Genomic DNA, 24,361 nt, shown 5'->3' on the forward strand with positions numbered 1-24,361 from the left:
GGAATTGATTTTTTTGCATCAAGCAAAAACAAATTTCAGATGTATGACGAATCCCTAATTATTTTGTTTAAGTACTTTACCGCAATATGTATTTATGTTAAAGTAAGCACATCAAGGAGGTGGTGCTGAGTGTTACACAAGGTTGTACAAGTCCGTTTATATCCGTCAGATGAACAGCAAAATCAACTAGCTCAAACTTTTGGGTGTGCTAGGTGGTGGTGGAATTATGCCCTAAATAAGTCAATTGAGAATTATTTAGAGACGGGTAAGGGGCTTGGACGTGCTGCACTCAACGCATTTCTCCCTGCACTCAAAAAAGCTGAAGAGACAATATGGTTATCTGAGTGTTATAGCCAAGTTTTACAGGCTATAACACTCAATCTAACCACTGCATATAAGAACTTTTTTGAGAAACGTGCTGGTTTTCCCAAATTCAAATCTAAGCATGGCAAACAGTCTATTCAATACCCTCAAAACGTCAAGATTGTAGATGGTAATGTCAAACTCCCTGGAAATATTGGGATAGTCAAAGCCAAAATACACAGACCTATTGAGGGGAAAATCAAAACTGTTACTGTGAGCAAAACGCCATCAGGTAAGTACCTTGCATCCATCTTGACTGAGATTGTTCGTGTAGCGTCTCCGACTGGAGTTGGCGAAAATCTAGTTATTTCAGAAGGTAAGATATATGGGATTGATCTAGGTTTGAAACACTTTGCTGTCGTCACTGACGGCGAAAAGGTATCTATTTACGATAATCCCAAGCACCTTGCCAAACACGAGAAAAATCTAAAACGTAAGCAAAAAAAATTAGCACGTAAAGTTAAAGGGAGCAAGTCAAGAAATAGATATAGAAAAGTTGTTGCCAAAGTATACGAACGAGTTAGTAACTCAAGGCAAGATTTCCTACATAAACTTAGTTACAAGTTGGTCAGCGATAGCCAAGCTGTCATAGTAGAGAATCTTAATGTCAGAGGCATGGTTCGTAATCATAAATTGGCGAAATCAATATCTGATGTAGGGTGGGGAACATTCACTAACTTTTTAGCTTATAAGCTAGAACGCAGAGGTGGAAAGTTGGTTGAGATTGATAGATGGTTCCCTAGTTCCAAACTCTGCTCTAATTGTTTCTATCAAATAGGTGAGATGCCGTTGGATGTCCGTGAATGGACTTGTCCACACTGCGGCACTCATCATTCGCGTGACGCGAACGCCGCGCAGAACATTAGAGCAGAAGGCATCAGAATAATAAAGGCGGAAGGTTCAGCCGTCTCTGCTGTAGGAGGAGAGGTAAGTCCTATTCTTGGGCGAAAGTCTAAGTTTAGGCACTCTCCCGTGATTACAGAAGCCCCAACTTCAACCGTACTCGGTAAGTTGGGGTAGTTCACCTTAATTACCTTCCCCGATCGCTATAAAATTAAAAGACGATTTTTCTTTCTTAACTTCCAATTGTGCAGAAGTTGATCCAGACTGTTGTTTAACTTCCAGACCCCATATAGAAACTTGGAATTTGTTGAGGTCTGTATCCTTAACAACAATTTGATTATCTGCTCCCCAACTATTGAGGGTGGTAACTACAACTTGAGTAGTCACAAAAGGTTGTGAAAACGTAATTACATACAATCCTGGTTCAGATGATTGAACTTCAAATCCTTCACCGACCTGTTTTGTTCCATCATCACTAACTGTCCCGTAAATAATTTATTGTGTCATATTTTTCTTGATTTTCTCATCTGAGAATTTCTCTGTATAGTCCACCTGCCAAAATGTATCCATGCGTTTAGGGCACACTAACCCATTCTGTTGTGCTTGTGAATAGGTGAGGATTTGCAGCAATTGGTACATGGAGCGATCGCAGTTCAGCTTGAATTTAGCAAACAAAAATATTCCCGAACCTATACCCCACAAAAAAGAATTAATTATCTCAAAGCCTTATCTAATCAATACTTGGGTTATTGAGTACATGATTAAGACATATTAATAGATGCGCTATTTCAGATGAGATATTCATATATGCAGTATTTATTTAAAGTTAACTGAAAAGCGCATAAGAAACTGCTTGCTTGGCAATGCCTACCTGACTATAGCTATTTTTAATTTTTCTATTTACGTGTTCTGATAATGCAGTTGAGAGACGGGGACAAAAATCATATTATGAACAAAACATTTGCAACCATTGATGGAAATGAAGCTGTCGCCCGTGTTGCTTACAAACTAAATGAAGTAATTGCCATTTATCCAATTACCCCCTCTTCAGCAATGGGTGAATGGGCAGATGCTTGGTCAGCAGAAGGTCGTCCCAACCTCTGGGGTACTATTCCCAGTGTCGTGCAGATGCAAAGCGAAGGGGGAGCGGCTGGTGCTGTGCATGGGGCATTACAAACAGGTTCCCTGAGTACTACCTTCACAGCATCTCAGGGATTATTGTTGATGATCCCCAACTTCTACAAAATTGCTGGTGAGTTGACTAGTGCTGTAGTTCATGTTGCCGCGCGTTCCTTGGCTACCCACGCTTTATCAATTTTTGGCGACCATAGCGATGTCATGGCAGCTCGTGCTACTGGTTTTGCCCTACTGTGTTCCGCTTCGGTACAGGAAAGTCAAGATTTTGCTCTCATCGCCCATGCTGCGACTTTAGAGACGCGAGTCTCGTTTATGCACTTCTTTGACGGCTTCCGTACTTCCCATGAAGTGCAGAAAGTTAAACTGCTTGCAGATAATGATTTGCGATCGCTCATCCACGATCATCTCATACTCGCCCACCGCAGCCGCGCCCTCACCCCAGATCGTCCAGTATTGCGAGGGACTGCTCAAAACCCTGATGTCTATTTCCAAGGACGTGAAGGCGCTAACCCTTACTACAACGCCTGTCCAGAAATTGTCCAGCGCATCATGGATCAATTTGGAGAACGCACGGGGAGGCATTACCAAATCTATGAATATTACGGGGCCAATGATGCCGATCGCGTCATTGTTCTCATGGGTTCCGGCTGTGAAACCGTCCATGAAACAGTAGATTACCTTAACGCCCGTGGGGAAAAACTTGGTGTGGTGAAAGTGCGACTTTATCGCCCCTTTGATGTGCAAAGGTTTGTTGCAGCGTTGCCAAATAGCGTAAAAGCGATCGCAGTTCTCGACCGCACCAAAGAAGCAGGTAGCGCCGGAGAACCTTTGTATTTGGATGTTGTGGCTGCTATCCATGAGGCGTGGGGAGATGAGGGAGATGGGGGAGATGAGGGAGCAGGGGGAGATAAGGGGGTAATGGGAGCAACATCCTCCTCATCCCCTAAAATTATCGGTGGTCGTTACGGTCTTTCTTCTAAAGAATTTACGCCGGCGATGGTGAAGGGGATTTTTGACAACCTTGCCGAAGCTAAACCGAAGAATCATTTTACTATTGGGATTAATGACGATGTTAGCCATACTTCTCTAAGCTTTGACCCTAACTTCTCGACAGAATCGGATAATGTTGTTCGTGCAATGTTCTATGGGTTGGGTTCAGATGGTACTGTTGGAGCTAACAAAAACTCTATCAAGATTATTGGTGAAGAAACCGATAATTACGCCCAAGGCTACTTTGTCTTTGACTCCAAGAAATCTGGCTCAATGACAGTTTCGCATCTACGTTTTGGCAAAGAGCCAATTCGCTCCACCTACTTGATTGACCAAGCCAACTTTATTGGTTGTCATCATTGGGGATTTCTAGAACGCATAGATATTTTGAAAGCTGCTATTCCTGGGGCGACTTTGCTGCTTAACAGTCCATACAATGCAGATAACGTCTGGGACAATTTGCCGCTGAAGGTACAGCAGCAAATTATCGATAAGCATTTGAAGTTATACGTAATCAATGCTAGTCAGGTTGCCCGTGAAAGTGGCATGGGTGGCAGAATTAACACCATTATGCAGGTCTGTTTCTTTGCCTTAGCCGGAGTCTTGCCGCAAGAAGAAGCGATCGCTAAAATCAAACAAGCGATTGACAAGACTTATGGTAAAAAAGGCCCAGAAGTTGTCCGCATGAACTTGCAAGCTGTAGACAACACCTTAGACAACTTGCATAAAGTAGATGTCCCACAGACAATCAAAAATCAACAATCAGCAATTAAAAACCCAAGATTGCTGGACTCTGCTCCCGAATTTGTCCGGGAAGTTCTAGGCAAAATCATGGTGTGGGAAGGTGATGATTTACCTGTTAGCACACTACCTGTTGATGGCACATTCCCTGTAGGTACTGCCAAGTGGGAAAAACGTAATGTTGCCGAAGAAATACCTGTATGGGAGCCGGATGTCTGCGTTCAGTGTGGTAAGTGCGTCATGGTTTGTCCCCACAGTGCTATCCGCGCCAAGGCTTATCAAGCTGATGAGTTAGTCAATGCACCAGGAACCTTTAAATCAACTGGTGCAAAAGATAAAGACTTTGCCAATCAAAAATTTACCATTCAAGTTGCCCCAGAAGATTGTACAGGATGTACGATTTGTGTAAATATTTGCCCTGCTAAAGATAAATCTGAGCCATTGCGGAAAGCGATTAACATGGCGAAGCAGTTGCCATTGCAAGAGCAAGAGCGGAAAAACTGGGATTTCTTCTTGAGTTTGCCAAATCCTGACAGGCGATCGCTAAAATTAAACCAGATTCGCCAACAACAACTGCAAGAACCTTTATTTGAATTCTCTGGTGCTTGTGCAGGTTGTGGTGAAACACCTTATTTAAAACTATTAACACAATTGTTTGGCGATCGCGCTGTCATCGCCAATGCCACAGGTTGTTCCTCAATTTATGGTGGAAATCTCCCTACAACTCCTTGGACAACCAACGCCCAAGGACGCGGCCCCGCGTGGTCAAATAATCTATTTGAAGATAACGCCGAATTCGGTTTTGGCTTTCGCCTCTCCCTCGACAAACAAGCTGAGTTTGCGGCGGAATTGTTGCAACAATTGGGGAATGGGGAATGGGGAATAGGGAATGGGGAAATAGTTTCTGAGGATTTAGTTCAATCTATTCTCAAAGCTGAACAAAAATCTGAAGCTGACATTTGGGAACAGCGCGAAAGAATAGAACTGTTGCAGCAGAAGTTAGATGAAATCGTAACTTTCGATCCTAATCTAAAATCCAAAATCCAAAATCTCAAATCCCTTGCAGATTACTTGGTGAGAAAAAGCGTTTGGATTGTTGGCGGTGACGGTTGGGCTTATGATATTGATTTTGGCGGTATAGATCATGTAATTGCCAGTGGTCGCAATGTCAACATCCTAGTAATGGATACAGAAGTGTATTCTAATACAGGCGGTCAATCTTCTAAAGCTACGCCACGAGCCGCAGTTGCTAAATATGCCGCCAGTGGCAAGCCAGGAGGGAAGAAAGACTTAGGAATGATTGCCATGACCTACGGAAATGTCTACGTAGCGAGTGTAGCCCTTGGTGCTAGAGATGAACATACTCTCAAAGCATTTTTGGAAGCAGAAGCTTATGATGGCCCATCAATAATTATTGCTTACAGCCATTGCATCGCCCACGGCATTAACATGACTACCGGGATGAATCACCAAAAAACTCTGGTAGAATCAGGCCGTTGGTTGCTGTATCGGCATAATCCAGAATTGCTTAAACAGGGTAAAAATCCTTTGCAATTGGATATGCGATCGCCTACGCAATCTGTAGAACATTCGATGTATCAAGAAAATCGCTTCAAAATGCTTACCAAGAGCAAACCCGACGTAGCCAAGAACTTGTTAGAACAAGCGCAAGCTGAGGTAGATGCACGTTGGCAGATGTATCAATATTTAGCAAAGCGCGATATTCCCACAGCATAAAAGGCAAGGGAGCAGGGGGCAGGGGGACAAGGGGACAAGAGGTGAGAACTTGAAACAAGTCTTTCCCCTTGTCCCCAATTCTCCTTGTCCCCAAGTCCTCTTCCCAATTCCCAATGCCCAATGCCCAATGCCCAATGTTTACGACGGGCAACTTTACGCACTCACCAGAAAGTATCGATCAATTTCTGCTGTAAGTATTTCAAAGTCCACAGGCTTGGTCAAGTGGCATTTAAAACCAGATTTAAGCGCAAGTTCTTTATCCTCCTGGCCACTGTAACCGGTGAGCGCAATCAGAATTGAGCGACTAAATTTAGAGTCTTTACTCAGTTCCTGTGCAACGGCGAATCCATCCATTTCGGGAAGTCCGATGTCACAAATAATCACATGAGGCTCCAACTCTTTTGCAGTTTGTACACCTGAAATTCCATTCTTGGCAATGGAAACTTCATGCCCGAAATGCTCAAGTACTGCTTTTAATGTTGTAGCAGAATCGTCATTATCTTCAATCACTAAAATCTTCAACGATTTTTTAGCCGCCTCCATAGTCTCCAGATCGTTGTCCAAGGTTGTAATCTCTTCGCATACAGGGAGAGTAACTTTGAATTCTGCTCCCAAATTGATCCCTCTACTTGAGGCTTCAACATTACCACCATGAAGTTCCACAAGACTTTTTACTACCGAGAGTCCTAAACCTAGCCCACCCCTCGAACGGTCTAAACTGCGATCGGCCTGGGTAAACGGCTCGAAGAGTTCTGGTAAAATTGTCGGCTCTATCCCCATGCCTGAGTCTCTTACAGATAAAGCTGCTAAACTGCCTGAGCCATTTTCACCTGGAATATATGAGAGATCCACCCAGATCGTCCCATCTGGTTTTGAAAACTTTAAGGCGTTATCAAGAAGGTTTCCAAATATTTGAAAGAAGCGGGTAGAGTCAACATAAGCCCACACGGGCTTGTTTGGCAGGTCTTGTACTACGTTAAGGTTCGATCTCTTAATTGCTTGTGCATGGTTATTGAGGCTTTGGCGAACCAATTCCACTAGATTAACCTTCTCAAGGTTTAATGAAATCTTCCCGTAAGTGATGGACGATACATCGAGTAACTCATCGATTAATTTCGAGAGGTGCTTAATCTGGTGCTGCATCATTAAAACTGTTTCTCCAACTGCACCAGTCTCGCCCAGCTTCAATTTGAGAAGCTGAACCCCGTTCGAGATGGGGGCAACAGGATTCCTCAACTCGTGAGCTAACATCGCAATGAATTTGTCTTTGAGGGCGTTTTGGTTCGTAAGTTTCTGGAAAAGTTGAACGTTCGCGATCGCCACTGCCGTAGTGTCGGTCAAAATCTCAAGCAGTTCTATTTCTTCAGACGTGGCTAAGTGTGTTGTACTCCAGTAGGCTCCGATCGCACCCAGTGGATCGGCAATCCTTATGGGAACCATCACTAAACTCTTAACAAAAGTTACTTTATAGGCATTAATAGGAATTCGAGCATCCTGGTAAATGTCCTCAATCACAGCTGCTTGCTTATTGAGCATTGCCCAACCGGAGATGCAAGATTTGAGTGGAAAACGCATACCTTTCCAAAGTGGCCCGATGGCGTTTTCATCAACATAGTGGCAACATTCACCATCTCGCAGTACAAAAGTTACTCCATCAGCATTGGTGAGATCCCTAGCAGCCAAACGCACAATCTCAATAATTTCCTCAATAGTCCGCACACAAGCCAAATCTTTCACGACCAAAAGCAGCCGATTATAAGACGAAATGCTATAGCTCTGATGTAAATTCTGTTCTTGAGAAATGGAGATGTCTAATATATTTTTCATAAATAACTCCGAACAAAAGGAAGTCTGGATAAAAACTCAGGTAAAGCGGGTAGGTTTCAACAGACACCTACTCTTAATCGTAATCTTAACTTTGATGTTAATAGTACGAAATGTCACCGCATTTTGCGTTCTATTTTTTACAGGTATAAATATATTCCATTAAGCAAATATGCTTAGTTGACCAAAAGAGCTAATGCAACTTGTGGTGTTTAATAAGACTGAGGGAACGTGGCTAGTAAAATCGCTATTTACGCGTACCAGAATGGAAAATGCGGACATTAATTCCTCAACACAGACAAATTATTTGGCAATCGATAGATAATACTCAAATCGCTCCCGGAGTTGTTCAACCGTTAGATTCTGAGTCCAGTACTCCACTAGAGCATGACCAAATGCCCAGGCATTGCGATCGGGTGAAGCGGAATTTTCTAGCAGTAGCGGCCAGAGGGATAGCAATTCAAAGTTGAGCGGGTTAGGGTTAGCTGTATTCAAGAGCGAGAAAAGCTCATATCCCATTTGGAGTTTGCCAATCACAATCGGCAACTGTTCCACGGGAATTTGTTCTGCCAGCATATATGCTAGCGCTGGAGATCCGGTTGAGAGCGTAGAAACAAACTGGAGGACGGGACTTTTGAGCAATGCCGTTAGTCCTTGGGTTGTCGCCATCTGGAAGGTGTAGTGGTCGATGATTTTGGCAGCAGCGACGGTACGGGCTTCAAGGTTACGTAAAAATCGGGCGAGACGGAGTTGCTTGGTAGGTGCGATCGCATCTACTAATCCCAGTGAAAGCGCCTCCACTCCCCAAGCAACTCGACCTGTTTTGCTGTCACCTGTAACCAGGGGTAGAACTAGATTACAGAATTTTCCTAGCAATTTGGCGCGATACTCAGTAGCTTCTCGAATGGCAATTTCTTTTGGGCGCTCGCCCCATTCCCAATCATAAGGCGGTTGCCATTCGCGGATGGGACGCAGACGATCTACTTGAGTGACGATCGCGATCGCAGTTAAATCTGCAACTTCTGCTTTGATATCTTGCAGAAAGTCTACATCCATTTGCAGGGCAGGATCGAGGGCAGGGGTGACTAACAGCAGCAAATCTGCATCGATAGCATAATCAAGCACCAGGTTTCGCAGATCGGCATGGTTGACTTGTTCGTAGCCAGGCGTATCCAAAAGCGTCAAGGTTTCACCACTTTGAGTTTGCCATTGATAATTTTGAATGCGATCGGTACTGGGCAAAACATCAACGGCTGCTAAATCTGCCTGAAATAGCGTGTTAATCAGGCTACTTTTCCCTGAACCTGTACGCCCCACCAGCAGAATATTCACGGGTTTTTGCTCAACTACCTCGGCTGATTGAGCTTGAGTCAGTATTTCTCGGAGTGTTTGGGTTTTTGCCTTGGGTAAAGTTGGTGTGGAAACTACGGTTGCTGAAACTGGTAATTTGCTACGCCCGTAGAGTGCGATCGCTTGCCGACATAAGTTTTTCAGGGCAGCTTCCCGAAATAGCTGGTTTAAATTCCCCAATAATTGCTGAGTTGCTTGGTTACTAGAACCCTGGCTGGCTTGTTTTGCCACCGCCGCCACCGGATTTAAAAGCCACTGTGCCCAATTCCAAGCTTTCCAAAATTTTCGAGCCGATGGTTCCAACTTCCGGTAGACTTCATATCCTTGGTATGCTTGTCCAACCGTCACCTGATTAAGAACTGGGGATAATTTTTGCATCCACTGATCCATATCATCCACCGTTCCCCGAATCAGTCCGTAAGCCTGGGGGACGTAAATATTCAGCAGGGGATATTGAATTTGAGGATTGTAGATATGAGCGATCGCTACAACTAAATCCTGGCATCGTGTCCAAAAAGTTTGCCAATCTTCCCAAATTGGGCGATCGCTTTGTGACGCTTGCAGAATTTCTTGGAGTGCGGTTTCTGCAAGCTTTGTGACATCACTTCCTACTGGTGGTCTAACTGTATCCTCTACTGCCGATTCTAATTCTTCTTGAACTTGAGCCAATACAGCTTCTACTTGGTTAACGGCAGGTTGAGTCCATTTTACGAGTAGCCAGCGCCAACCAACGAATAAAAGGGTGAACACACCCCAAATCCAACTAATACCCCACGCATGAATTTGCGAACCGGCGGCTACCAGTAAAAAAATAATGATAAACGCGATCGGGATTGCTAAGACGACCCACTGCCACGGTTTTAATCGCACCATTACCCTATACCTGCTTTGGTTAGACTGCTTATATTCCTATTGTCGATCTAAATCTGGTGGTGAGTTGTGGATTAATGGGTGTATTAAAGTGTAGTAATATGCTTACACTGGCTGCGAGTTCATGTGGTTTGTTGTGGTAGAAGTGGAGATTTGCCTACCTTTAAGATAATATTTACGTGAATAAATCACAAAAAACTGACTTGTGGGCGTTAAATTATGCTTGTAGATTTTACAGTCGAAAACTACCGCTCAATTAAAGAACCTGTAACCCTAAGTGCGGTTGCTCAAAAATACAGCGATCGTCAGACAAGCCAAAGTAGCAAACGCAAACGGGTAAAGTCAGATCATGAAATTGCACCTGGATACCATGTTGAGGGGTGGGATATTGAGCTTTTACCTGTTCTAACAATTTTTGGGGCTAATGCTTCAGGTAAGAGTAATGTTATCCAAGCTCTGGATTATTTATTGCTCATAATGGCTTATGGCACACAGGAAGCAGTGCAATTCTACAGAATCTTAAAATATGCAAAACTAGACCCTTTTAAATTAGATAGTATCTCTGCTCAAAAATCCACAAGATTTGAATTAAGAACTTTATTCGATAATAATATCTATACTTATTCACTAGTAATTAATAAAAATAATATCATCTCAGAAAACTTAGACTATGCTTTAAACACAACTAAACGGACTCGTCGTTTATTTCATCGTCAATGGGATGAGAGTAAAAAAAAATTTATATGGAAAACTGGTGATGATTTTGCTGGAGCACATAATCAACTTCAGGATAATATTAGAGAAAATGAGTTATTTATTAGTACATTAGTAAAATTAAAAATAAATATAATTAAGTCTTTTACAAATTGGTTAGGAAGTGGATGGCGTGGAATTAGCTTAGGAAGTGAAGATTTTGACCGTGTTTCGATTACGGTTATACAAGATGCTAGTATTTATGTATTCAATGAATTACTTAAACAAGCATTAAATATTGTACAGAAGTCTGACACTGGACTCTCTAGAATAGAGTTAAAAAAGAAATCTGATGCTCAGGCTGACTACAACATATATGCTGTACATAACACTGATGATGGTAATGAAATCCAGTGGCTTTTCGATGAAGAGTCTCTTGGTACTCAACGTTTATTTTACTTAGCATTCCGGGTAGTAGCAGCTTTGAACATAAGCGGATTGATAATTGTTGATGAATTAGGCACAAATATTCATCCTAATATTGTAAGAACTATTATCAAAATATTTCAAAATCCTAAAACTAATCCCAGAAATGCTCAACTGATTTTGACAAGTCATGATAACACCTTACAAAGAAATAACTTGTTACGCCGTGACCAAATTTGGTTTACACAAAAGCGCCCTGACCAAAGCACTGAGTTGTATCCCTTAACTGATTTCCATGTGCGAAACGATTTGGCGATTGACAAAGCTTATTTAGATGGTCGTTTTGGAGCAGTTCCGTTTCTCCCATCTGAAGAGGAAATGATTTTACAGGGTGATGAGTAGTGCCAAGAAAGTTAAATCGTCGTCCACCTAGCAGGAATATTGCTCAGAAAATACTAATTGCTTGTGAAGGAAGTAAAACAGAACCAATTTATTTCAATAGTATCCGCAATGAATTACGTTCATCAACTTTAGATATTATTGTATTGCCTCATCAAAACAAAACTGATCCACGTAGCATTATTGAAAGACTCATTGAAGAACGACAGCAGAGAGAAGATAACCAGCAGTGGAGTAAAGAAGATGAGGCTTGGGCTGTTTTTGATGGAGATGAGCATATTGAAAAGAGTCTGGAAAATTGGCAAAGTGCAATAAATCGGGCTACAAGCCAAAAGATTAATCTCGCAATTACAAATCCTTGTTTTGAACTCTGGTATTTAATTCACTTTCAAGACCATTTTGCACAAATCAATCGTGATAGGTTAGTTAATTTACTCGGCAAGCATATACCCAACTATGACAAATCAATGTGCTTGTATCCAAAACCATTGAAATCATTAACTGAACAAGCGATTCAACGTGCTGAGAAGATGGCAAAGCAGATAGAACGGAATGAATTATCTGAGCATTCAAATCCCTGCTGTAGAGGCTTGCCTAAACTGATTAGTAGTTTATTAAGCTTAGAGAATAGTTAGAAAAATTTATCTGTATTACTTGATTGTACAGAATAAACGCTAGTTAAATTCAGCTAAAAAAACTAAAATTAATAGGCTTATGATAAATATTGTTTAAGTTGAATCACAATTTAGATAAAATGTTCCCGCTTTTGATCAAAATATTTTTTGTTTTCGATAAAGCTTACTTCACAAACTTGGGAATAATAAACTGTGCCTGAGAAAAATTTTAAATGAATCTCAGCATATTACGTGTGTTTATATCGGCGCTTCAAGGAGCAAGTTGTTAATGAAAGTAAGTTTATCAGGGATTAAGCTAGGTTGTGCAATTCTTAGTGGCAGTTATTTAGCAGCAGTGACGATCGCTTTAAGTGGAACAAGTGCTTTTGCTGCTCAATTCATTACAATTGAAAGCACTGGTACATTATCAGGAACAATCGAACTTCCCAGAAATAATCCGAATTTTAATAACAGTATTACTCGTATTGATACGGATGACACTGGAACTTATTACCGGAACTTAGGTACTAACAATAATCCTAATTATGTTCCTGTATACCAGTCAAACTATTTACAGGTAGAAACACGCTCTGATGGAAGTCTGCATTACTTTGTTGACTTTAAAGGTATTCCCTTTGTCTCGTTCGATGGTGTTCTCACATCGCCGGTTCTCTCTGGTGGTCAGTTGACACCCTATAAATACCAAGGACAATTAGCAGGAACCAAATTTCAAGGAGTAGTTCAAGATGAATTTAATTTCATAAAAGCCTTATACAGTGGTACTGTCACCGATCCAGACACCGGAAAGCAGTATCAGGGCACTTTTGAAGTAAGTGGATATGGAGTGCGATATAGCGATCGCAATGGTAGCTCAACTCCCACAGTCTTTGATTTCCAGTCTGATATCCCAGGTTCGCCAACTGTAACATCCTTGAACATCACTAATGCTACCCTGGCGAATTTAAGAATCAAAGTACCTATTGATGAAACTTCTATTCCAGAACCTGCTAGCATTCTCGGCACTTTTTTGGTAGCTGGTTTTGGTATGGTTTTGAAAAGAAAAAAACACATCTGCCCTAAGAAGATGTTTTTAAGGTGAGAAGCTGGTAAGTTTTATAATCACACAGGATAGTTTTAAAAACGAGCCGAACTAGCAAAAGTCCGGCTCGTGTTTAATCAATCATCTATACGCAGTAGCTTGCGGTAAAACGGTTGTGAAAAATCGGTCAAACGATGGCGTTTATAGTTGTCCATAACTTCAATTAAAAAATTAATAAACTCGAAACTGGCCATCATAAGTTCGTAACTCAAGTCAGCATTGCCATCAAACTGAATTCGGCAACGGGTTAAGTCTGAGGGTAAAGTAGCAACATTCCAAGACGCGACAAAGGGAACATGTTCACTAGCTTCTATCTTTCGGTGTCCCTCCAAAACCCCTTTTTGATAAAGACTGATGGCATAGGGTAAAAAATTGCGCTTAGTGCCTTGGACGTAAGGTAAGTAAACACTGGCTTGTTGTTGATTAGCAGGCTGGAGTTGCTCAATAGACATGGTTAAATATTCCTCAAGTTAGTTGGCAACTAGGGATATTAGTGGATGTTAGTAGTGTTCCCAAAAGATGTGTCTAAAGCACATGGTAGAAAGAGGGAGTGGGAATTGGGAATTGGGAAGAGGACTTGGGGACAATGAGAATTGGGGACAAGGGGAAAGACTTGTTTCAAGTTCTCATCCCTTGTCCCCTTGTCCCCTGCTCCCCGCCCTTCTGCCTCTTCTCATACTCCATAAATGAAGTTACTGCTAAGAAATATTAAAATTTCGGTTACAATAAGGCTGCATTAACTTTGATCGCAGCTGGGCGCAATAACATAACATGAAAAACCCACACTATAAATTTGTGGATGTTATTATTGCTGTTTCTTCCAACAATAAGCTGCTGTCACCTTGGTATCACTTTGCCTAAACCGGAGTTCTCATTAGAGAAAGTCCGACTCTACAAGCTTCCTGCCCAAGTGGGTATCAAAGGAATCAAGCCTCTGTCTAAGAGTAGCAAACGTGGTTAATGCTAAGTAATTACCCAGAGTGACAGTCAGAACAAAAGTAGTCCCGGCGGCTTTTGGCTTAGGGATAGCGGGTATTGCAGTTTACCCATTCCGATTAAAATCGGGAAAAGTAGCTTAGGGATATTTGTCCGTAAAATTACTAACTGTAGACAAATACTGGTTTTTGAATCAAGCAACCTAACCTATGCCAGCGAATTCCTGGCCCGAAGAAGATTCTTATCAAGAGCTTGATCCGCTCAACTCCTTGTTGTCTGACCTATCAGTAGATGAGGAGTCAGTGTTAGAGACAGATCCTATGTCTCTACCATCCCGGTTTCAAGGTCGTAGAGGCAAAGCAGCTCTAGTCTTGACTATCGTCTGGAGTGGCACGATCGCTCTACATTTAGTTTCTTGGGCTTCCATATTTATTCTAGGACTGACCACTATTCTAGGATTTCATGCCTTGGTGGTCGTGTTTACTAAATCTCGTCGCTATCCAAAAGAAATACAGGGAGATTTGCCCTTTGTATCTGTGTTAGTAGCTGCGAAAAATGAAGAAGCAGTAATTGCAAAATTAGTCAAAAATCTTTGTAACCTGGAATATCCAGGTGGGCAGTATGAAGTATGGATTATTGACGATCACAGCAGTGATAGCACGCCACATTTATTAGCAGAACTAGAACAGAAACACGATCAACTGAAAGTATTAAGGCGTTCAGCAGAAGCTAGTGGCGGCAAATCAGGGGCGTTGAATCAGGTGTTGCCTCTAACAAAGGGCGACATAATAGCAGTATTTGATGCTGATGCCCAAGTGACACCAGATTTGCTGCAACAGGTAATACCTTTATTCCAAAGAGAAAAGGTGGGGGCGGTGCAGGTGCGAAAAGCGATCGCCAACGCTAAAGATAATTTTTGGACTAAGGGGCAAATGGCCGAAATGGCTCTTGATACCTGGTTTCAGCAACAGCGCACTGCCCTTGGTGGTATTGGCGAACTGCGGGGTAATGGTCAATTTGTCCGGCGTTCAGCCTTGGAAAGCTGCGGTGGCTGGAATGAGGAAACTATTACCGATGATTTGGATTTGACAATCCGCTTGCATTTGGATAAATGGGATATTGAGTGTGTTTTCCATCCAGCTGTGCAAGAAGAAGGTGTGACAAATGCGATCGCACTTTGGCATCAACGCAACCGATGGGCAGAAGGTGGTTATCAACGCTATCTGGATTATTGGGATTTAATTCTCAAAAACCGCATGGGAACGCGCAAAAGCTGGGATTTGCTGATTTTTATGCTGATTATGTATATCTTACCTACAGCAGCAGTACCAGATTTGTTGATGGCGATCGCGCGTCATCGTCCACCAATGTTAAGTCCCATTACAGGCTTGTCCGTTACCATGTCGATGGTAGGGATGTACACAGGTCTAACGCGCATACGTCAAGATCAGAAATTCTCACTTTCTACATATCTTACGATGCTGGTGCAAACCCTGCGTGGCAGTTTATATATGTTGCACTGGTTGGTCGTCATGAGCAGTACTACTGCCCGGATGTCGGTAAGACCAAAGCGCCTAAAATGGGTGAAAACCTTGCATACGGGGCATGTGGAATAGCCCCTTTGGGGAATTAAAAATTAAAAATTAAAAATGCAAAATTACCAAAAATAATTTTGCATTTTTTTATCAGAAGAATGGGTTTTAAACCCCGTGCTTCACGCAATGCTTTAATTGTCACTCATCATCAACTTCTGATTCCTCTACCCATTCAGGTGTAGCTATGGAATCGGAGAATTCTGTTGAATCCTCAGTGAAACGGATAATTTGTCCGTTGAAGAATTCTGCTAGACGTTGAGCAGCGATCGCAACTTCATCAATTTCCCAATCAGATGCGGGTGTTCGTTGTGGCGGTGGAGGCAAAGTTTGCGCCCCGTTTCCATTTGCCCCATTTCCATTTATTCCATTTCTATTTGCCCCGTTTCCATTTACTCCATTTCCATTTACTCCATTTCCATTTACCCCATTTCCATTTTTTGCTAGCGGCTCGGTTCTTAGCGGTGCTGGTGCTGGCGTTGCTGGCTGTGCTACTGGCGCTGGAGGCGGAATTTGCTGGTTGTAACTAGGAGTAGCTGGTTGCTGAACGCGACTAGAATCTTTTGGCGGAGGATTTTTTTTGGCGGAGGTAGAGTTTGAAGAAATTCCTTTTTCTATATTTATCTGGATTTCACGCTGGAAAGTTTGCTGGAAAGCTTCCGTAATCATCGGTAGATAAGATTTACCCTTGTCATACCATGCCTGCTTGATAGCAATTCGAGCCATAACACCGTCGAACTCTATAAGTTGGCTCATTTGACGCAGCATTTCTTGCCTTGATTTTGGCTGAAGGTTAGCAAGCACCTGTTGCCAAACCTGAGTTAAGTCATATTCTGCTTCGCCAACAACTTCTGAAATTACTGGTTCAACGATCGCAGGTGGTACAGGAACAGCAACAGGCTCTGGGGTTGGTGGTGAAACTGAGTTTGCAGCAGAATTGTGATTTCTTTGCTGTTCAACTGCGCCAGATGATGTGACAGGCTGATTTTGGGCAATCGCTACATGATGGTTTGTAGAATTATGATTTGTTTGTGGTTCCGCTACTGGTAAAGAAGAGACTGCATAATTTTGGGCAACTGCTGGAGGATAACTTGGAGATACAGCAGGTGGGTTAACTCGCGGCGCGATATTTGGGGCTTGTGGTTGAATATTTGTCGTCGCACTAGGTAACAATCCTAGTAATGTTACTTCCAACCATAAACGCGGCTGAGTGCTGTTTTTAATTTGTACTTCAGCTTTTCGCAGGTGTTCCTGTCCTGCCAAAATCACGCTCATATCGAAGTATTGAGCAAACTCAACCAACGCCGTCCAAGTTTGCTGAGTACAAGCAACTAAATCGTGGCGGTTCGGTGCTGTTTTGGCTATGAGTAAATCACGGTAGAAAGCGGCGAGATTTTGCAGAAGAATTAGGGGTTCTCGACCACGATCAAGAATTTTGTGGGTACTGTCAAGAACTGCTTCGGGTTTATCTTGAGCGATCGCATTTAGAAGTCCCAGCAAGTCCTGTTCGCTTACCGTCCCGACCAAATCCCAAACTCTATCTGGTGTCACTTCACCCGCTAACAAACCCAATTGATCGAGTAAGCTTTCGGCATCTCGCAACCCTCCCTGAGAAAGTTGGGCTACCAGGGTTACAGCTTCGGGTGAAATATGAATGCTTTCATAAGATGCGATCGCACTTAAATGCTTAACCATCGCCTCTAATTGAATACGTCTAAAATCAAACCTTTGACAGCGCGAAATAATCGTTGGTAACACCCGTTGCGGGTCTGTTGTCGCCAATACAAAAACTACGTGTCTCGGTGGTTCTTCTAGGGTTTTAAGTAGCGCATTGAATGCTTGGGTACTGAGCATGTGGCAATTATGTACCAAAAGCCCGTTTGCTACAAAGTTATGATTATCTGCTACTTCAATATCGTAAACTCGCTCAACCCCAGCGAGGTGAACAGATTCGACTGTCTCCAAACTTGTAATCCATCGAGGGAATGGAATATTGTTTAAGGTCTGCGAGCCATTTTCTACTGGTGCTTGCGCCCATCTGAATGTAGTGGTATGTTTTGCCTGTACTACTTCTGGTATAAAACTTTGTTGCGGCTGAATATCCCATTGCTGTAAGCCAACTGGCGATGAGTTGATTTTCAGCGCCGGAGAATCCTTCTGTATGCAATTGAATTTGTGGACTTCCTTGTGGACTGAGACTGAGTGAGCCATCATCCATGTACCACCAAGCAAGTCCTTCTGGGGTAATTCGATTAAGCCAGTCCATAGAGACGAGCTTTTTATCCCCATTTGGTTTAACGATTTCCAAGACATCTTTGAGTTGGGGATGACAAGCGGTGTTACAGGTAACTGATATGTTCCCGTATCCTTTGTTACCTGTAATTCGCAGTTTTGGACGCAATTCTTCAAGGCGATAAGCTTTGTATTCCAACCATTCTTGCTGCTTTTCTGAGTGTGTCCAACACAATCTGGGGAATCTGCTGTATTTATTGGGATAACTGATAGAGCAATTTCCAAGTAAGGTTCCGTAGATAAGTCCAAGTGCGTTTGGCTGGATAACTGCCGCATCCGCAAGGAACTTTTCTGTTCTAAGTTTCCAGATTCCGTGTCCTTTTTTATATGGATGTTTTTCCCAACGAGACTGGATGCTGATGATTCCTCGTCCTTTTTTTTGTAAAAAGGTTGGGATATCGAGCTTTTCTCCGCACCCGCAAGCACAGAAAGGTCGGAGTAATTCGGCTTGTTTAAGGATAGATTCCAAGTCGTATGATTTTTGCCCAGATGTATTGCCTTTAAATTGGTGTCCGCTAACAAACCTTCGGGTGCGTCCATCGATACCAAATTTGTAAATGAGGATGCCGCATCCGCATTCACAGGGGATAGTATCTTCACTCCTTCTTTTACGTCCTTTGCTGGTAGCCATCCCTGATTTGTCCTAATTAAATGATTACCCGTACATCTAATTTCTCTATTAGTTGTTTTGATAACCAGGGTTTGTCTTTCCCCTTGATCTAACCACCTGACAACTTTCTTGAATTCCCACTTACCTAATGAGTCGTTGTAACTCAGAACCTTCTTATCTTTAATTTTGGGATCATCAATTCTTTGAAGTCCCTCGTCAGTCAAAACCAGAGAATCTCCAGTTAAGCATTCATCGATTACATAAACCTTGTAACGACACTGCACAGGGGCAAACTGGGCTTTTTCAATCAACTCGCGGATATTATCGACACCAGTGTTACTAGCAGCATCGATTTCAATTACATCTAAAGCGTAACCCTTGGTGATTCCTTGACAAACATCACATACGCCGCAGGGTTCAGCAGTGGGCCGATCGCTTTTGAGACAATTGAGAGATTTAGCTAAAATTCGGGCACTAGAAGTTTTCCCCGTACCTCTTGGCCCTGTAAATAAATAGGCGGGGGCGATTTTAGATGTGCCGATCGCATTCGTGAGGGTTGTAGCGATCGCCTCTTGTCCCACCAGTTCAGCAAAACTTTTGGGGCGATATTTATGGTGCAGGGGTTCGTAAGACATGGAAAAATAGACTTCAATGCCTTTCAACGTTAATTAGTAGCACCGAGTCGAGTTTGGGATTCAATTATTTTAAACTCTCGTACCTGCTTTCTTCATCGATGTTGCTATAGCGCTTACACTCAACTAATGCCGTCAATTTTGGCACTCAGGAAAGCAAGCAACTAGATCATAATTCTTTACTATGATTTCAACATCAATGTATCGGAATTATAGCATAGCATTTAGTACATTTGTTCTTATCAAAAGTAGGAAGTAGGGAAAAAAGAACTAATGACCAATGACTAATGACAAATGACAAAGAACTAACGCCATAGTCCAGTGCGATCGCTACAATTTTATAGATAAGCAAAACTCGATGGTGCAGCAGATGCTCAAGCGGCTATTTCAATGGCTCAAAAAGCTTTTTCAGAGCTTGTTCGTTGGAAAACAGAATGTCTCAAAATCTAGAGGGAATATTCCAAAAGAACCAGCCCCACCCCTAAGCGATACGGATCTGGAATTTCTCTTCACCGAGCTGTTGCAAGGAGTACATCAAGCACGAGGGGAAGCCTGGGCGCAAAAGTGGCTGCATAATATTGAACATCGGATTACTACTGAAAACTGGGTTCAGTGGTTAGGGCGCTTTGGTGAAAAATTGCTAGCATCACCGACACCGAATAATGAAATAGCTGCACGGTTAGTACAACTGGGTGAGTTGGATATCGGAAAAATCGGAGATGTTGCCTATAGTATTGGAATGCAGTTGTTGACGCGCAATCAAGGCGAACCAATTTGGGAATATGAAGGGCCAGATGCTCTTAGTACGACTTTACAATCTGAGACAACGCCCTCGATATCAGAGTCAGTAGATGCGCCAGAGAATCCCCCAGAGGGAGAATATCAAACTGTCACCCTAGAAGAGTTGTTTGTAATGTTGCAGGAGGATGAAAACTTACGCCAGCAGATTGCTCAACAGCTTGCCGTTGAGACAGATGATCCACAAGTGCTTGTCCAGGCACTGATCAATCAATTGTATCCTGCCGGTCAATCGACTACAGAGCAAACAGAAAATTAGTCGAATCGGGAATTGTAACGTTGTAATGCTTTACTCTTGAATTTTGGTATATTTTTTGCTAACCTGCGACGGAAGCGCTGTCCCGATCTAATGGATTTTTACGTAATTAATGATTTTTTTAACACAACGATGGCTACAATCTAGAAAAACAAAATCCAATAGTGTGGCAGATGCTCAGGCGGATATCGCAGTCGCTTAAAAGGCTTTTAAAGCGCCTCATTGAAAGTAAGCAGGCTAGTTCTCTTAAGGGTGCGAGAGGACACAATCTGGTGGAGGTACTACCAGAACTAACCAATGCTGATCTGGAACAATTGTTTATCCAATTGTTAGAAGGCGTGCATCAAGCACGAGGACGACAGTGGGCATTGAGGTATCTGCAACGGGTTGAAAATCGGATTCCGGCCGAACGCTGGATAGATTGGTTGGTGATGTTTGGCGAAAGCTTGCTAGCTTCACCTGCACCGAATCCTCTTTTAGCATCACAGATGGTGCAATTGGGGGAACTTGGTGTTGGCAGAATTGGAGATGTTGCTTATGACATTGGCATCCGCATGATGCAAAACTCACCTATACAGATAGAGGATGAGGAGAATTATCCAGAAGCGGACTTAGAAATTACTCCTGAACAATATGGGGTAGAAATCGCTCCTGGGGAAGAACTGATCGGCAATTTAGGCGAGCAGTTATGGGAGCATGATGAGCCAGATGTCATAGAAACTACTCCTGGTGAAGAACTGATCCGTAATTTAGGCGAGCAGTTATGGGAGTATGATGAGCCGGATGTCGTAGAAATTACTCCTGGAGAAGAACTGATCCGCAATTTAGGCGAGCAGTTATGGGAGTATGATGAACCAGATGTTGTAGAAATCACAACCGATGAAGAAATTATCCCAATTTCGCCTGGGCAAGAGCTAATTCGTAGCTTAGGTGAGCAGTTATGGGAATATGATGTGCCAGCTGTTGAACCAATCACCTCAGCATCTGAAAATATCTTTTTTGAGGAAAGATTCACCGAAAATTTAGAGGAACTGGTATTGGAGTATGAAAGGGAAGAAACCCAAGCCACAATACCCGAAAATCTCCCTCTCCCCGCAAAGGAAGATTCAATCACCTCATTAGCCCAACTGAGGTTCGATGATGAAGAAGTTGTTCAAAGTACAACAGGAGTAAATCTCCTTTCTACTAGGCCAAGAAGTGAATTAACAACTTCTCCCTCGGTGGAAAACTGGGATAGCGCTTTGACAAATTTAGAGCCAAATGTGGCTAATACATTAGATGAGTTGTGGGTGAAATTGGATCAAAGTACCAATTTAGTCCAGCAACTTGCTTCTAACTTGGCAGTTCAAAGCAGTAATTCTCCCGGTATTATTGAGCGACATAGCGATAATCCGATTACCAACGCTCAAGGATGGTTTTACCAAGGTCTAAGCCAAGCGAAAACAGGTGATTTGTTAGGCGCGATCGCATCTTACGATCGAGCTATTGAACTTCAACCTGAAGTCTCAGAGTATTGGTTTAATCGAGGCTTGACACTGTTCCATTTAGAACGTTTTGAAGAAGCGATCGCATCTTACGAAACCGCCATAGAACTAAAACCCGACTTCTACAAAGCTTGGCACAACCGGGGTGGAACTCTTGGAGAATTAGGATATTTTGAAGAAGCGATCGCTTCTTTTGACAAAGCTATAGAAGTCAAGCCAGACTACCAAGAGGCTTGGTCTAGCAAGGGTTTGGCATTACTGAAGTTAGGTTGGCTACCAGAAGCTATTTATAGTTACGATCAAGCGCTGCAATTGGAACCAGAAGACCAGGAAAACTGGTATCACCGAGGGATAGCCCTAGCTGTAGGCGAACAATTTTCAGAGGCGATTATATCCTACGACAAAGCCCTAGAAATTAATCCAGAGTACCACGAAGTTTGGATAGACCGGGGTGTAGTGCTGTTTAATTTAGGAAGGTGGTCAGAAGCGATCGCCTCCTGGGATAAAGCCCTTTCAGTTCAAGCCGACTTCTACTTAGCTTGGTACAACCGAGGCATAGCATTAGACAACTTAGGTCGTCGCCAAGAAGCGATCGCTTCCTATCGCCAAGCGATCGCCATCAAACCTGACTTCCACTTAGCTTGGTATAATCAGGCAGTAGCGCTGTTTTATTTAGAACAATTTGCCGAAGCGATCGCTTGTTATGACAACGCTTTGGAAATTAAACAAGATTATTGGGAAGCTTGGATTGGTCGGGGAACTGCGATCGGTAATTTAGTAAATTCTGACGCATTGCTGAATTTGTCGAGTAATATAACAGCGACAAATCCCGCCCTACAACAGGGCGGCTACGAAGGAAAATTAGCCAGCTACGAAGAAGGGTTAAAACATCTACGGACAGATACCCACCCAGAAGGTTGGGGTAGATTGCATCTGGCGATCGCTAATACTTATTACGATCAAGGCAAAAAACATCCCAATCCTCGCGATTATTGGCGCAAAGCTGCATCTGAGTACCATCAGGCGCTGTTAACCCTAACACTAGAATATTTTCCCCTATTCCACCTAGAGGTTTTGCAATCTCTAAGCAAAGTACTGATGGGTTTGGGACAAACAACACAAGTTCAAGAATTGCTGCAACGCGGTACAGATTTATTGCGACAATTGCTGAGTGAAGAAACTCGCTCAGACGAAAGTAAAAAACAGCTAGCTTTGAAATTTGCAGGCTTTGATCAATTGGCAGTTGATTTAGCAGTAGAGTCTGGTGATTTAGTTGAAGCTTGGGAAATTGCCGAACAGGGCAAGAATGCTTGTTTAAACTGGCTACTTTCTGGCTGGAATAATAATATTTACTCGCCCCATTATGGTGCAATTCAACAACTATTTAATCCCACAACAGCAATTATTTACTGGCATATTAGTCCAGTCGCCCTACATACTTTCATTCTCAAAGACCAAGCGCCATCACCGATTCTCCTGTTTACACCCATGCAAGATGCCGGGGCAATACCTTTAGGAGAAGACGCTATTCGTCTCAATGAATTGCCACTACCTGAAGCAGTACAACGCCTAATTGAATTTGAAACTTGGCTAGAAGATTGGCATCAACAATACCAAGAATATCGCACCACAGCCCAAGACAAAGAAAGTAAAAGCCAGCATTCTTGGCGAGTGGATATGGAACAGAAGCTGGTGCAGTTGTATGGCATCTTGAATATTTCCACAATTGCCCAAGAACTCGAAGGCATCACTCAACTGGTTTTAATTCCTCACCGCGACTTGTACAGATTGCCCATTCATACCCTTTTCCATCTTTCTTCCCCATCCCAGGAAGAGTTGCCGAATGTGGAGTCCAATTTCACCGTCACCTATTTACCCAGTGCCCAAATAGGTTTATCAATAAGAACTGAAGATATTTGGCAATGGCAAAATCAGTTATTGCTCAGTGTTGAACATCCTGAAAGTGCAGGTTATCCTCCACTAAAATTTGCTAAACTCGAATCTGAAGTTGTGAGCCAGATGTTCAATAATATCCAACGAATTCAGGGAGCAGAAGCTACAAAAAATATTGTTGAAAATGCCTTTTTTGATAATTACAATATTTTTCATTTTACAGGTCATGTCACTAATAATTTAGCTGAACCCAAAAAGTCAGAATTAGCATTAGCAGGTGAAGAAAAACTAACTCTAGATGAAATCTATCAACACAATCTATCAACTTACAACCTGATTACTCTCTCTGCGTGTGAAAATTTAAGTACTAGCAACCACACTATCAGCGGTGAATATGTGAGTTTAGCCAGTGGTTTGGTAAGTCAGGGTGTTCCTCATATAGTTAGTACTCTCTGGAGTGTAGAATCTTCAGCTAGTGCCTTGGTGATGATAGAGTTTTATCGGAGATTACAGCCTAATAAATCAGCTGTTACTGCTTTAGCGGAAGCAACAAGGTGGCTGAAAGAACTAACTGCTGGAGAACTGACAAAATGGTATGAAGATATTTTGAATAATCTGCATCCTGAAGAATTACGAATTCAAACTTATTTAGCGACGCAACTATATAGAAATAGTAAAATGGCATCAGATAAAAATCTTTATAATCATCCTTACTACTGGGCAGCATTTACGATTACGGGTAAGCCTAATTAATACTTTGAGGTAGGGGCAATTCATGAATT

Annotated in this window: 14 protein-coding genes; 8 read left to right on the forward strand and 6 right to left on the reverse strand. The window is 42.5% G+C overall.

Going from position 1 to position 24,361, the window contains the following annotated elements:
* Positions 1-129: 129 nt before the first annotated feature.
* Positions 130-1,383, forward strand: coding sequence for an RNA-guided endonuclease TnpB family protein (locus FD724_RS23135; RefSeq protein ID WP_179074236.1), 1,254 nt, complete (start codon positions 130-132; stop codon positions 1,381-1,383).
* Positions 1,384-1,389: 6 nt separating this feature from the next.
* Here the strand turns inward: FD724_RS23135 and FD724_RS23140 are convergent, their stop codons facing one another.
* Positions 1,390-1,593, reverse strand: a complete 204-nt coding sequence (locus tag FD724_RS23140; RefSeq protein WP_179074237.1) for a hypothetical protein — start codon at positions 1,591-1,593, stop codon at positions 1,390-1,392.
* A gap of 108 nt (positions 1,594-1,701) precedes the next feature.
* The gene (locus FD724_RS23145) at positions 1,702-1,881 is read right to left on the reverse strand and encodes a hypothetical protein (protein ID WP_179074238.1); all 180 of its coding nucleotides are present in this window, start codon (positions 1,879-1,881) and stop codon (positions 1,702-1,704) included.
* Between the two features lie 273 nt (positions 1,882-2,154).
* Between FD724_RS23145 and nifJ the strand changes: the two genes are divergently transcribed.
* Positions 2,155-5,811, forward strand: a complete 3,657-nt coding sequence (gene nifJ / locus FD724_RS23150) for a pyruvate:ferredoxin (flavodoxin) oxidoreductase (RefSeq protein WP_179074239.1) — start codon at positions 2,155-2,157, stop codon at positions 5,809-5,811.
* Between the two features lie 153 nt (positions 5,812-5,964).
* Here the strand turns inward: nifJ and FD724_RS23155 are convergent, their stop codons facing one another.
* Both FD724_RS23155 and FD724_RS23160 read right to left on the reverse strand, forming a co-directional pair.
* Positions 5,965-7,638, reverse strand: coding sequence for an ATP-binding protein (locus FD724_RS23155; protein WP_179074240.1), 1,674 nt, complete (start codon positions 7,636-7,638; stop codon positions 5,965-5,967).
* Between the two features lie 300 nt (positions 7,639-7,938).
* Positions 7,939-9,858, reverse strand: coding sequence for a GTPase family protein (locus tag FD724_RS23160; RefSeq protein WP_179074241.1), 1,920 nt, complete (start codon positions 9,856-9,858; stop codon positions 7,939-7,941).
* A 216-nt stretch (positions 9,859-10,074) separates the two neighbouring features.
* Here FD724_RS23160 and FD724_RS23165 point away from each other — a divergent pair, with 216 nt between their 5' ends.
* The 3 genes from FD724_RS23165 to FD724_RS23175 all read left to right on the forward strand — a co-directional run bounded on the left by FD724_RS23165 (position 10,075) and on the right by FD724_RS23175 (position 13,086).
* Positions 10,075-11,376: an ATP/GTP-binding protein gene (locus FD724_RS23165; RefSeq protein WP_114082990.1), complete on the forward strand. Its 1,302-nt coding sequence runs from the start codon at positions 10,075-10,077 to the stop codon at positions 11,374-11,376.
* Positions 11,376-12,008 carry an RloB family protein gene (locus tag FD724_RS23170; protein WP_114082991.1) on the forward strand — a complete coding sequence of 211 codons (633 nt, stop codon included), beginning with the start codon at positions 11,376-11,378 and terminating at the stop codon, positions 12,006-12,008. The genes FD724_RS23165 and FD724_RS23170 overlap by 1 nt, the downstream gene beginning before the upstream one ends.
* A 268-nt stretch (positions 12,009-12,276) precedes the next feature.
* Positions 12,277-13,086 carry a PEP-CTERM sorting domain-containing protein gene (locus FD724_RS23175; protein WP_179074242.1) on the forward strand — a complete coding sequence of 270 codons (810 nt, stop codon included), beginning with the start codon at positions 12,277-12,279 and terminating at the stop codon, positions 13,084-13,086.
* A 77-nt stretch (positions 13,087-13,163) separates the two neighbouring features.
* Here the strand turns inward: FD724_RS23175 and ebsA are convergent, their stop codons facing one another.
* Positions 13,164-13,538, reverse strand: a complete 375-nt coding sequence (ebsA, locus tag FD724_RS23180) for a type IV pilus biogenesis protein EbsA (RefSeq protein ID WP_012410470.1) — start codon at positions 13,536-13,538, stop codon at positions 13,164-13,166.
* Positions 13,539-14,231: 693 nt separating this feature from the next.
* Between ebsA and FD724_RS23185 the strand changes: the two genes are divergently transcribed.
* A complete protein-coding gene (locus FD724_RS23185) occupies positions 14,232-15,638 on the forward strand; it encodes a glycosyltransferase family 2 protein (RefSeq protein ID WP_179074243.1) in 1,407 nt (468 codons plus the stop codon).
* A 117-nt stretch (positions 15,639-15,755) separates the two neighbouring features.
* Here FD724_RS23185 and dnaX read toward each other — a convergent pair whose 3' ends face one another.
* Positions 15,756-19,151 carry a DNA polymerase III subunit gamma/tau gene (dnaX, locus tag FD724_RS23190; protein ID WP_179074244.1) on the reverse strand — a complete coding sequence of 1,132 codons (3,396 nt, stop codon included), beginning with the start codon at positions 19,149-19,151 and terminating at the stop codon, positions 15,756-15,758.
* Between the two features lie 367 nt (positions 19,152-19,518).
* Here dnaX and FD724_RS23195 point away from each other — a divergent pair, with 367 nt between their 5' ends.
* Together FD724_RS23195 and FD724_RS23200 are read left to right on the forward strand one after the other, a co-directional pair.
* Positions 19,519-20,205, forward strand: coding sequence for a hypothetical protein (locus FD724_RS23195; RefSeq protein WP_179075599.1), 687 nt, complete (start codon positions 19,519-19,521; stop codon positions 20,203-20,205).
* A gap of 170 nt (positions 20,206-20,375) precedes the next feature.
* Entirely contained in the window at positions 20,376-24,332 is a 3,957-nt protein-coding gene (locus FD724_RS23200) for a CHAT domain-containing protein (protein ID WP_179074245.1), read from the forward strand.
* Positions 24,333-24,361 lie beyond the last annotated feature (29 nt).

It is taken from the genome of Nostoc sp. C057 (assembly GCF_013393925.1).
GTDB lineage: Bacteria > Cyanobacteriota > Cyanobacteriia > Cyanobacteriales > Nostocaceae > Nostoc > Nostoc muscorum_A.

Excerpts from the sequence above, each read along its gene's own strand:
- FD724_RS23155 (WP_179074240.1), bottom strand. The coding sequence starts at position 7,638 with ATGAAAAATATATTAGACATCTCCATTTCTCAAGAACAGAATTTACAT.
- FD724_RS23185 (WP_179074243.1), top strand. The coding sequence starts at position 14,232 with ATGCCAGCGAATTCCTGGCCCGAAGAAGATTCTTATCAAGAGCTTGAT.
- ebsA (WP_012410470.1), bottom strand. The coding sequence starts at position 13,538 with ATGTCTATTGAGCAACTCCAGCCTGCTAATCAACAACAAGCCAGTGTT.
- nifJ (WP_179074239.1), top strand. The coding sequence starts at position 2,155 with ATGAACAAAACATTTGCAACCATTGATGGAAATGAAGCTGTCGCCCGT.
- FD724_RS23160 (WP_179074241.1), bottom strand. The coding sequence starts at position 9,858 with ATGGTGCGATTAAAACCGTGGCAGTGGGTCGTCTTAGCAATCCCGATC.
- FD724_RS23195 (WP_179075599.1), top strand. The coding sequence starts at position 19,519 with ATGCTCAAGCGGCTATTTCAATGGCTCAAAAAGCTTTTTCAGAGCTTG.
- dnaX (WP_179074244.1), bottom strand. The coding sequence starts at position 19,151 with ATGTCTTACGAACCCCTGCACCATAAATATCGCCCCAAAAGTTTTGCT.
- FD724_RS23200 (WP_179074245.1), top strand. The coding sequence starts at position 20,376 with ATGCTCAGGCGGATATCGCAGTCGCTTAAAAGGCTTTTAAAGCGCCTC.
- FD724_RS23165 (WP_114082990.1), top strand. The coding sequence starts at position 10,075 with ATGCTTGTAGATTTTACAGTCGAAAACTACCGCTCAATTAAAGAACCT.
- FD724_RS23175 (WP_179074242.1), top strand. The coding sequence starts at position 12,277 with ATGAAAGTAAGTTTATCAGGGATTAAGCTAGGTTGTGCAATTCTTAGT.